The organism is Streptomyces sp. NPDC048411 (genome assembly GCF_040704695.1).
Classification (GTDB): Bacteria; Actinomycetota; Actinomycetes; order Streptomycetales; family Streptomycetaceae; genus Streptomyces.
The window spans coordinates 1-10,000 of sequence record NZ_JBEZKL010000080.1 but is presented as its reverse complement, the minus strand read 5'-3'; the positions used below and the strand labels follow the sequence as shown (position 1 = coordinate 10,000).

General features: G+C 72.6%; 8 protein-coding genes, 1 tRNA gene and 1 pseudogene. 6 read left to right on the top strand and 4 right to left on the bottom strand.

Annotated elements, in window-relative coordinates:
- Positions 1–493, top strand: a 493-nt coding sequence (locus AB0915_RS25095) for a hypothetical protein (protein WP_366693215.1), incomplete at its 5' end; no start/stop codon positions are given.
- Between the two features lie 648 nt (positions 494–1,141).
- Entirely contained in the window at positions 1,142–2,239 is a 1,098-nt protein-coding gene (locus AB0915_RS25090) for a hypothetical protein (protein WP_366693214.1), read from the top strand.
- Positions 2,240–2,261: 22 nt separating this feature from the next.
- Here the strand turns inward: AB0915_RS25090 and AB0915_RS25085 are convergent, their stop codons facing one another.
- The 3 genes from AB0915_RS25085 to AB0915_RS25075 form a co-directional block, all read right to left on the bottom strand.
- Positions 2,262–3,155, bottom strand: coding sequence for a cellulose-binding protein (locus AB0915_RS25085; RefSeq protein ID WP_366693213.1), 894 nt, complete (start codon positions 3,153–3,155; stop codon positions 2,262–2,264).
- A 177-nt stretch (positions 3,156–3,332) separates the two neighbouring features.
- The gene (locus tag AB0915_RS25080) at positions 3,333–5,906 is read right to left on the bottom strand and encodes an SUKH-4 family immunity protein (protein WP_366693212.1); all 2,574 of its coding nucleotides are present in this window, start codon (positions 5,904–5,906) and stop codon (positions 3,333–3,335) included.
- Between the two features lie 5 nt (positions 5,907–5,911).
- Positions 5,912–6,889, bottom strand: coding sequence for an SMI1/KNR4 family protein (locus tag AB0915_RS25075; protein WP_366693211.1), 978 nt, complete (start codon positions 6,887–6,889; stop codon positions 5,912–5,914).
- Between the two features lie 289 nt (positions 6,890–7,178).
- Here AB0915_RS25075 and AB0915_RS25070 point away from each other — a divergent pair, with 289 nt between their 5' ends.
- Together AB0915_RS25070 and AB0915_RS25065 are read left to right on the top strand one after the other, a co-directional pair.
- Entirely contained in the window at positions 7,179–7,703 is a 525-nt protein-coding gene (locus AB0915_RS25070; RefSeq protein WP_366693210.1) for a YwqJ-related putative deaminase, read from the top strand.
- A 10-nt stretch (positions 7,704–7,713) separates the two neighbouring features.
- A complete protein-coding gene (locus AB0915_RS25065; protein ID WP_366693209.1) occupies positions 7,714–8,250 on the top strand; it encodes an SUKH-3 domain-containing protein in 537 nt (178 codons plus the stop codon).
- Positions 8,251–8,337: 87 nt separating this feature from the next.
- Here the strand turns inward: AB0915_RS25065 and AB0915_RS25060 are convergent, their stop codons facing one another.
- The gene (locus AB0915_RS25060) at positions 8,338–9,651 is read right to left on the bottom strand and encodes a histidine kinase (protein ID WP_366693208.1); all 1,314 of its coding nucleotides are present in this window, start codon (positions 9,649–9,651) and stop codon (positions 8,338–8,340) included.
- A gap of 163 nt (positions 9,652–9,814) precedes the next feature.
- On the opposite strand from AB0915_RS25060, the gene AB0915_RS25055 reads away from it, so the two are divergent.
- Together AB0915_RS25055 and AB0915_RS25050 are read left to right on the top strand one after the other, a co-directional pair.
- Positions 9,815–9,885, top strand: a tRNA-Gln gene (locus AB0915_RS25055).
- A 17-nt stretch (positions 9,886–9,902) separates the two neighbouring features.
- A pseudogene (locus tag AB0915_RS25050) lies at positions 9,903–10,000 on the top strand (sugar ABC transporter permease); the annotation flags it as partial.

Below are 10,000 nucleotides of genomic sequence, written 5' to 3'. Positions count from 1 at the left end.
GCTGCTGCTGTTGCAGCCCGGTCCGCTGCTGCTGCTGTTGCTGTTGCTGCTGCTGCTGTTGCAGCCCGGTCCGCTGCTGCTGCTGTTGTTGCTGCTGCTGTTGCTGCTGCTGGACTATGAAGCGCGTTTGCGGTCTTGCCTGCTGCTGCAGTTGCCGCTGGACTACGTTCGCCTTTCGCAGTGTCGTCGTATCCGCCTTGCACACACGGCGGGGACCTTGCGGAGTGCGAACAGTGACGAAACCGTGTTTGCAAACCACGTTTGGTGCCGCGCTCGACGATTCCGCCGTAGCCTTCGCTGTCTGAGGCGCCGCCTCGGCGCTCGTCACGCCCACCGTCCCAGCGAGCAGCGCAGCTGCGCAAGACGCGCCGACGATGTGTGGGATGCGTTTCCGGATGCTCGTCGCCATGACATCTCCTCTCAGACGCTGGGGGCAGGGTTACCTCCAGCAGCGTGGGAGGTCCGCCGCAACCGTGGCGTTGATCCAACGTGACTGTTGCGCGACGCTCGATTTGACAATGACCGCGACACGTTGATGGTCACGCCTCACGACGGACATTTAGGCACGCAAGCTCTTACCAATATGCGTGCTGTCTGCGTCCTGTGCACGTTGTCGCCGATCAGGCGCGCGGATGCCAGTGGCGGAGCGTTCTGGGCGTGCCTGATCGCGAATCGGGTGGATCAGCACGCGGGCGCGCCTGTCGTGCCGGCGGGCAAGCCGACCCGGTAGCCCCGGGGGCAACGCGACAGTTCGCACGGTGACACCTACGGCCACCGAACCGGACGATTCATGGATGGTCGGACACCGTGCCCACCGTCCGGGCCGCGCCTGTGAAGGCTGCCTGCACCGGCACGCCACCGGGTCCGGACCGGCCGGGGCCCGGGCGAGAGCGGTGCTCCGGCGTCACCGGGGGCTCGTCTCCGAGGGGCCGGTGGGTCACGGACCTCCCCAAAGGACTTGGGGAAAGAACCACCTGCCCTCCCTCCCCTCCCAACTCGTCACCCGCACGGGTGACTTGGTTGCATATGCCGGGCGGGTCCGGTTACGTTCGCCGCGACAACCTCACACACGAATACGGCCCCCGGCCGGGACGGCAATCCCGATCGAGGGCCTGACCAACCAGGAAGCAGACTCTTCCCAATGGCTGATTCGCAGTCTAACGCGCGCCCGCGCGCCGAAGCCGGAGCTCCGACCTCCGGCGTGATTCATGTACGCACGCGCCTCACCGCCCACTTCACCGTGATCGCCAACGCCCTTGCGCAGCGCCCCGGAAGCGCGGTCACGGTCGGCGTCGCCGCGTACATCCTCTCGTTGCCGGACGGCGCCCGCGTGAGCGTCGCCGCGCTGTGTGCGCACTTCACCGAGGGCGAGATCCTGATCTCGCGGGCGCTCCGGGAGCTGGAGGCCGACGGATATCTGGAACGCCGCCGGGTGCGCGGGGCCAACGGCCTGATCCACACCCGGACGTACTTCTACGACGTGCCCGACCAAGGGGACCGGCCCACCCCGCCGCCGCGTCCCCGGAAGCCTTCGACGGCGGAGGACATGCCCGTGCCGGACGCGGAGGGCGCGTCCGCCCCGGACGCCGAAACCGGATCCGCGTCCACGGGCGACGCCCAAGACTCCCCGGGGCCTGATTCAGGGCCTGGGCCCGCTCCTGAGTCTGCGGCTCGCGTCGCCGCTGCTGCTGCCGCGTCCAGCACTTCTGAGACTGCCGAGGTCGACCGCGGAACTGCCGCCCCGGGCAGTGCCGTTGCCCCTCCCCCGGTCTCTCTCGGCGATGCCGATCCGCAAGCCGTCGTCATCCTCGCCTCGCTGCGCATCGTCAACCCGAGGCTGATCCTGTCCCGGCGCGAAGTAGCCGAGCTTGCCCCTGCCGTCGCCGAGTGGCTCGCACGGGGCGTCGGCGCCGAGGAGATCACCCGGGCGCTCACCCTTGATCTCCCCGACCCGCTCCGGGCCCGCCCGTCCCGCATCCTGGCCTACCGCCTCGGGGAACAGCCCATCGCCGTACCCGCCACGTCCCATCCGGCCACACCGCCGGACCGGCCGGAAGCCCTGACCTGGCAGACCTGCGAGGGCGGCTGCGAACGCGCCTTCCGCGCCGCCCGGCCCGGCAGTTGCCGCGAGTGCCGCGACTGCGACAGCTCACCCGACAGCGACGAGGGCACAAGAGCCGAGTCCATCGACAGCATGCGCGCGGCACTGCGCAGCGCGAAGGACAGGCAGGCAGCCTGAGCCGCCTCCGGCGGCCTACGGATCAGTTCCCCGTGGGCGCCACACGCCCGGTGAGCGCCGCGAGCGAATTGCGTACGTGCGCCATGTGCGCCTGCACCTCCTCGCGGCCCTCCTCGTGCTCCCGCAGGATCCGCTCGGTCTCCCGGACCACCCGGTCCTCGCGCACCCTGGCCGCCGCGCTCAGCGCGGCGGCCTGAGCCTCGGCGTCCTCCTGGCCGTGCCGCGCCGCCTCCTCGGTCTCCGCCAGGGCCCGGCGCTCCTCGGCCAGCCGGGCCTCCGCCCGGTCGATCAGCTCGTCGTGCCGCGCGACCTGGGCTGCTTCGGCATCCGCCAGTTCACGTTCGGCGGCCTTCCAGCGCTCGGTGTGCTCGTGCTCCTGGTTGGCCAGCACGCTCGCGGTACGGCTGCGGGTCTCCGCCATCGCGGCCTCCGCCTGGTCGCGCTCCTCTTCGGCTTCCGCGCGGGCAGCGGCAAGCCTGGAGTCGGCGCTCTGCTGCGCCGCGGCCACCGTCTCGTCAGCGTGGACCTCGGCTGCCGACCGGAGGGCGTCGGAGTCCGCGCGGGCGGAGTCGCGGAACCTACGTGCCGCCGCGTCCGCCGCATCCCACAGCGCCTGCCCCTCCTCCTGCGCGGTGCTACGTACGGTCTGCGCCTCCTCGTAGGCGAGCGCCAGGATCTCCTGGGCCCGGTCGCCGAGCGAGGCGTACGTCTGCGGGGCGAGCGTGGCGACGACCTCCGCCAGCCGTGCCGACTCGGCCTCCAGCTCCTCCGCCAGCGCGGTCAACCGGGACGCCCTCTCCCACGCCTCGGTCCGCTCCGCCGACAGATCGGCCACTCTTCCGTCCACCTGCTCCGGGCGGTAGCCACGTCCTCGCACCACGACGAAGCCGTACGCGGACACCGGTGCAGCACTCATCCTTGAAGCCTCTCTCCGACTCTCCGACCACCAAGCAATTACGTCAAGGATGCGGCAATTGGCAGAGAAGTCCGAATCCATTCGGTGGTTTCCCGGGGGGAAGCGACAGGTGTCACATACAACAGAGCGCCCGGATCCCCTGGCGGGGTCCGGGCGCCTCGTGTTCGTCGGATCAGGTCAGATCAGGCCGTCCCACATCTGCTCCAGCAGCACCGACCACCAGCTCTCCGGCGACGCGAGCGCCGCCGGGTCCAGTGCCACCAGCTGCGCCTGGAAGTCGACCGTCCAGCGGCCCGCCTGCTCCGGGTTGAGGCCGAAGCGGAGCCGCCACATCCGGCCGAGGAGCGCCATCGAGCGCGTGAACTCCGGCAGGCCGGTATTCACGAACTGCGGCGGCACCGGCTGCCCGCCGGGACCCGCCTCCACCGGCACGGCCACGATGTTCGCCGTGCCGTACTGGACACAGATCGCCCGCCCGAAGTCGGACCCCACGACGAGGTACGACCCCGCGTCGGTGGCCGGCTGCACCTGCCGCTGCACGGCCAGCTCGGCCAGCGTCGGCACCACAGGCTGACCCGGCTGCGCCCAGAAGAACGGCCCGAAGTCGGCGGGCAGCCCCGCCCACACCAGCGTCCGCGCCACAATCTCGGGCACGCCCTGGCGGGACACCGCGCGCTGGTCGAAACGGAGCACGCCCTGCGGCCCGAAGGCCTGCATCAGCTCCTCCGCGATGGCCTCCGACGGGATCGGCATCGCGGGCGGCATCTGCGGCAGCGGGGCCCGCACCGGCGCCGGGCGCGCCGGACCGTCCGCGACCTGGTGCAGCTCACCCTGATGGGTGAGCAGATGCTGCATGCCCTGCTGGCGGCTGGCGTGATCGGTGCCGTACGGGGCGACGCTGGTGATCCGCACCTGCGGCCAGGTCTCCCGGATCATCCGCGCACAGTAGCCACCCGGCAGCTCGCAGGACTCCAGCTCCGTGTGGAGCTCGATGACCTGCTGCGGCGGCACGTTCATGGCCCGCAGCTCGTGCAGCATCTGCCACTCGGGGTGCGGGGTGCCGGGCGCCGAGCGGCGGATCAGCTGCTGCTCGCTGCCGTCGGGCGCACGGAAGCGCAGCACGGCCTGGTAGCCGGGGCCGACGGTCGGCTGACCCATCGGCGCCTGCGGATAGCCGTACGCCGGGGGCGGCGGGGTGTGCGGATTCGGCGGCACGGGACCAGGGGCGCCCCCCGGCGGCATGCCGGGGGCCCCGGGCGGGCCAGGCGGACCCGGCGGGCCGACCTGGGCAGGTCCCGCGAGCATCGTGGCGGCATGGTGCGCGCCACCGCCGGGCGGGGGCGGAGTCGACCCGGGAGGTCCGGGCGGGGCGGGAGGCTGCGGGGCGCCGGGCGGGCCAGGGGGCCTGGGCGCGCTCGGGCCACCCATGCCCGGGTCGGCGAACATCGTCGCTGCCTGATGCACTCCGCCACCGGGCGGAGGCGGAGTCGACCCGGGAGGTCCGGGCGGGGCGGGAGGCTGCGGGGCGCCGGGCGGGCCAGGGGGCCTGGGCACGCTCGGGCCACCCATGCCCGGGTCGGCGAGCATGGTCGCGGCGTGGTCGAAGCCGCCACCGGGCGGCGGCGTCGCCCCAGGAGGTCCGGGAGGTCCGGGAGGCGCGGGCTGTCCGGGAGGCGCGGGGGGCTGAGGTGTACCGGGCGGGCCAGCCTGCGAGACGAGCTGCGTCGGCAGGTATCCGCCCGCCGGGGCGCCGGGCGCGCCCGGACCCGAGGGCGGCGGCACAGGCGCACCCGGCCTGGCGCCCGGCGTGCCGGGGGCGCCGGGCGGCGGCGGAGTGGCCGACCCGCCGGCGCGCGCACCGCGCGGCGGCATCGTGGCCTTACCGGTGGTGGCGTCGGCGATGTCACCGCTCCCGGGAGCCCCGGGGGCACCCGGCACGGGCGCACCCGGACCCTGTGGGTTCAGGCCGGGGACGACCGCCGTCCGGGGCAGCCGGCTGCCACCCGACATCAGCGCGGTCGGCGCTTCCGCGGAGACACCCGGCGGCGGGGTGCCGTCGTCATCGGAGCCCGAGAGCGGCGGCGCGAACACGGTGGCTGGCAGCGCGACCGCCCCGTCGTCGGAGTCCGCGTTGGTGTCGGTCCCGGCCCACGGGGTGGCCCCGGTGGGCACGCTCGGCGAGGAGGCCGGAACGCCGTCGGGGGCGGTGGGCTCATGCTCGTCCTGCGCACCGGCGTCCTGCCAGGGCGGCCCACCGGACGGTGTCCCGGAAGGGGCCGCCTGCGCGGGAACAGAAGGAGCCGAAGGAGCGGAAGGCGCAGAAGAAGAGGGAGGCGCGGGGGGAGAGTTCCCGTCGCGCTCCGCCCGCTGGTCCGGTATCCCGAGCTTGTCCGCCGCTTCCTGGAGCCACTCCGGCGGGCTCAGCAGGAATGACGTCTGATTCAGGTCGACACGCGCCGACGGCGCCGGGGCCGGGGCCAGGGCCGCGGCGACCGTGCCGTACTCCTCCTCGTACCGCCGGATCACCTCGCCCACCGGCAGTCCGGGCCAGAGCGTCGCCTCACCGCTGTCGCGGGCTATCACCAGCCGCTGCCGGCCGCCGTCGGAGACAGGGCCCTCCGCGCGGTCCTCGGCCCACACCACGAAGCCCAGCTCGAACTCGCGGACCCGCACCTCGCGGTGCTGGTACGCGGGCACGTCTGCGTTGACCCACTCGTCCGCGCGCTCCTGCGCCTGTGCAAAGGTCACCATTGCGCTCACCCCTCCACCGGGACGGCCCGCGCGAAGCCGCCGTCCACCATCAGGTTCGCCACGGTCTCCAGCTCCGGCGGGTTGCCCGCCAGCCGCTGCAGGAAGGCGTCGAAGTCCGCACCACAGGGCAGCAGCAAGCGGTCCACGCGCTCCTGCACGCTCCAGCCGTCCTGGTCCCGGGCATCGTCGTACGCGCAGAACCAGACCGAGCCGACACCGTTGCCCCGGACTTTCACCGCGAGCAGGCCGCCCTGGACGAAGCCGACGCCCAGGTAGTCCTTGGTGAGGTGGTCACGCAGACACTTGTTGACGTACACCAGGTCGTTCACCGCGGCCTCGTCGCGCACCGTGAAGAACGGCTGATCGACCAGGAGACCGAGCTCCGCGTCGAGCGCCGCACCGACCGGGGCCGAGCCGCCGGCCGCCTTCAGGAACGAGCGGTACGCGCCCGGCAGCCGGTAGCCGAGGTCCTCCTCGACGCCCTGGATCTGCTGCTCGCTGACCGCGACCGCGCCCTTCGGGAGCCGGAAGTGCGCGGGCCGGGTCTCCTGCAGCGGACGCGTGCCCCGCTTGTTCTGGTCGACCGAGGTGGTCGCGAGACCACCGTGGTGCCGGAGCAGTGCCTTGACCTCGACCGGGACAAGCTCCATCCGCCGGCCGCCCGCCACGTGGTGCCAGGTCCAGCCGTGCGGGGTGGCGACCGCCGGAATCGTGTCCCACAGTTCGTGGCCGCTCGCCGCCAGCGCCGCGTTGGCCGAGACATAGTCGGTGAGCCGCAGCTCATCGACGCCGAAACCCTGCGGAGGCTCGGCGATCTCAGCGGCGGCGCGCGCGTACGGCGTGAATACCGGGCAGCCGTTCTCGTCCACGCGCACACCTCTGGGGTGGCGGGACGCCCGAACCGGATCCGGGAAGTGCACGACCTGCCCGGCGTAGGCCGCGTTCGGTGGCGCGGCTTGCTGCCCGAGCCGACCTGTCGTCATGGCGGTTGCCCCCTGCTGCGTCTGTCTGGTGAGGACCGACCTGCCCATGGGGACGGTCCGGGCACAGCCTATGCGGTGGCGCAACAGGGGGACTCGCCCTTCCGGTTCACTTCCGCCACCCCCTCCCCTTCGGTCACGAACCGTCACGACTGAGTGACGGACGAGCGTCGGTCAGGCCACTGTCCGCGACACGCAGACACGTTTCACCGACCCAGCTTCCTCACCGACTGGCACATTTGGCAGGCTGTCACCGCATCTCGGGGGATTGCACGGGAGGAACATTCGCACCATGCACAGAGCACAATCAGTCACATCCGGGGATCCGCGCCTCAACTGGAGCAGCACCGGGACGAGCAGCACACCTCGTCTCCACCAACGCCGCGACGGCATCCTGCCGGCCGTGGCCGCAGCGCTGTCCGTCCGCGGTGAGACGCTGACCTGCACGGCGGGCAAGGGCGACCAGCCGCCCGTACTGCACCCGTTGGTCCAGGACTTCCTCGACACGCTCACCAGCGGGCAGCGCGAACGCTTCACCGGCCGCTGCCCCGAGGCGATCCTGCTTTCGCGGCAGCTCACCGCCGCGGAGGCCGGCCGGTCCAAGCGGGCCCAGCGCAAGCCGCTGACCAGCGGGGAGGCGCGGCGCGCACTGAAGCACTCACGGCTGACCGCGCGTCGGATCCGCGAGGACGGCGACCCGATGCACGGCAGTTACGCACCACCGTGCCGCTCCTGTACGGCGATGCTCGCCCATTTCGGCGTCCGTCCCGTCGACCTCACCACCACCAGCGCGGTGACCGCCGCCGAGAAGGGCTGATCGCGCGCCGATGCACGACCGAACCGACCTTCCCCAGCAGAGCGACCGCGCGACCCATGCGGACCGCGCCTCCTCCACCCGCTTTCCCATCGCCGTCGACGCCGCCCTGCGGACCGCGGGCTGGCAGCCGGGACGCTGGGACATCCGGCAGGCGGAGGAGTGGGCGGACGCGCTGCGCGCCCACACATCGCCGGCCGGACATCAGCACGCAGTGTTCCCGGCGGCGGTGGAGGCGTGGGCGGAGTTCGGCGGCCTGCACATCACAGCGCCCGCGCCGGGCCGGCAGATCGCACCGGCGTCGGTGCGGATCGACCCGCTGAGCGGACTGCACCTGGCCCGCACCCTCGGTGACCTCGGGCGGGCGCTGCAGACCGAGGTCAGCCCACTGGGCGAGGAGGGGGACGGGCAGGCGGTCCTCGCGATCGACGCCGAGGGGCGGGTGTACAGCATCGACCACACCGGGGACTGGTTCCTGGGCGCGGACATCGACCAGGCCCTGGCGACGCTGGTCGGCGGGTTCCAGCCGGAGCGTCTGACGTCGGGCTGAGCGGGTTCCGGGGCGGGGGCGGTAACGGCCTCCCCCGCGGGTGAGGGCCGCGTCCTCATCGCCGGGCGGGGCGGGACCGCAGGCGGGTTACGCGGCCCCGCGGGCCGGGAGTACCGCCGACACCCGGAAGCCCCCCGCGTCCGTCGGGCCCGAGACGAATACGCCGCCCAGGCCCAGCACCCGCTCCCGCATCCCCACCAGGCCGTTGCCGCCGCTCGGCAGCCCCGCGTCCGTCGCGGCGCCGTCCGACGGGCCGTTCTCCACCTGCATCGCGACTTCCGAGCCCCGGTGCGCCAGCCGCACCCACGTCTTCGCGCCCGCCGCGTGCTTGTGGACGTTCGTCAGGGCCTCCTGCACCACCCGGTACGCCGTCTGCTCCACCTCGGGGGCGTACGCGCACGCCTCGCCGTCCACCGACAGCTCCACCGTCATCCCGGCCGCCCGTGACTGCCCGACCAGCGTCTCCACCTCGTGCAGCCGCGGCCCGTCCTCCGTGGCGGCGGCGGCCGCAGCGGCTGCCGCCTCGCCCACCGCGGCCAGCGGAACCTTCGCGCCCCGGGTCACCGCCGGATCCCCCGTCCGCAGCACGCCGAGCATCTCCCGCAGTTCGGTCAGGGCCTGCCGGCCCATGTCGCCGACCAGCGCCGCGTTCCGTACCGCCTTAGCCGGGTCCTTCGGAGCGACGGCCTGCAGGGCGGCCGCATGCACCACCATCAGGCTGACCCGGTGCGCGACCACGTCGTGCATCTCGCGCGCGATCCGGGTCCGCTCCTCCGTGCGCGCCCACTCCGCCCGTTCCTCGGCCCGGTCGGCGAGCAGCGACAGTTCCCGTTCCAGTGAGTCCGCCCGCTCCCGCAGGCTCTCCATCAGCCGGCGCCGCGCCCCTATGTAGAGGCCGAACAGCACGGGCGGAGCCGTGAGGCCCAGCGACATGAAGAGGGACGTCAGCGGTACGTACCAGTCGCCCGGCCCGAAGTCCCCGGACTGCACGGAGACGCTCTGCCGCAGCCGTACGTACGTGACGATGAACGTCCCGGCCAGCGACATTCCCATCAGCACCGCGGTGATCCGGCGCGGTACGTCGGACGCGGCCAGCGTGTAGAGGCCGACCAGGCCCATCAGGAAACCCATCTCGGCGGGCGTCGTCGCGATCGCGACCAGCACCACGGCGATCGGCCAGCGCCGCCGCACCACCAGAACGGCCCCGGCGAGCAGGCCGAACACCACCCCGACGGGCACCGGCAGCCCGGTGTCCCCCGCGAACGCCACGCCCTCCAGTGCGCATTCCAGCGCCGACAGGAGCGCCAGCCCCACGTCCAGGGCGACACTGCGCCGCCGTTCCCACCACCCATAGCCGCGAGTAGTTGTTCCCGCGCCTTCCCGGTATGCCCCCGTTGTCATGGCATCCAGCCTACGGGCGGGCGCACCTCATTTTCGGGCTACCCGGATCACAGCGCGCCTCGCCGGGGCGCACTGAACCGTCGCGTCGAAGGCCGGTGGTACGGCATAGTGTTGTCTGCCTGGTCGACGACCTGACGGTCTGTCCAGTCGATCGGCTTCGCTGTCCCCTGTGGTGTAACGGCAGCACAGTGGCTTTTGGTGCCATTTGTCCGGGTTCGAATCCTGGCAGGGGAGCATGCACGGGCGGGCCCCGACTGATCTTCTCCCGTGACCAGGGGGCTCTCAACGCGATCATCGGGGACACCGCGTCGCCGACCGACTGGCTCGGCGACCCGGACCTCAACATCTG

Bases quoted from the DNA above. Each gene is read 5' to 3' on its own strand.
- AB0915_RS25065 (WP_366693209.1), top strand. From the start codon at position 7,714: ATGCACGACCGAACCGACCTTCCCCAGCAGAGCGACCGCGCGACCCAT.
- AB0915_RS25090 (WP_366693214.1), top strand. From the start codon at position 1,142: ATGGCTGATTCGCAGTCTAACGCGCGCCCGCGCGCCGAAGCCGGAGCT.
- AB0915_RS25080 (WP_366693212.1), bottom strand. From the start codon at position 5,906: ATGGTGACCTTTGCACAGGCGCAGGAGCGCGCGGACGAGTGGGTCAAC.
- AB0915_RS25060 (WP_366693208.1), bottom strand. From the start codon at position 9,651: ATGACAACGGGGGCATACCGGGAAGGCGCGGGAACAACTACTCGCGGC.
- AB0915_RS25075 (WP_366693211.1), bottom strand. From the start codon at position 6,889: ATGACGACAGGTCGGCTCGGGCAGCAAGCCGCGCCACCGAACGCGGCC.
- AB0915_RS25070 (WP_366693210.1), top strand. From the start codon at position 7,179: ATGCACAGAGCACAATCAGTCACATCCGGGGATCCGCGCCTCAACTGG.
- AB0915_RS25085 (WP_366693213.1), bottom strand. From the start codon at position 3,155: ATGAGTGCTGCACCGGTGTCCGCGTACGGCTTCGTCGTGGTGCGAGGA.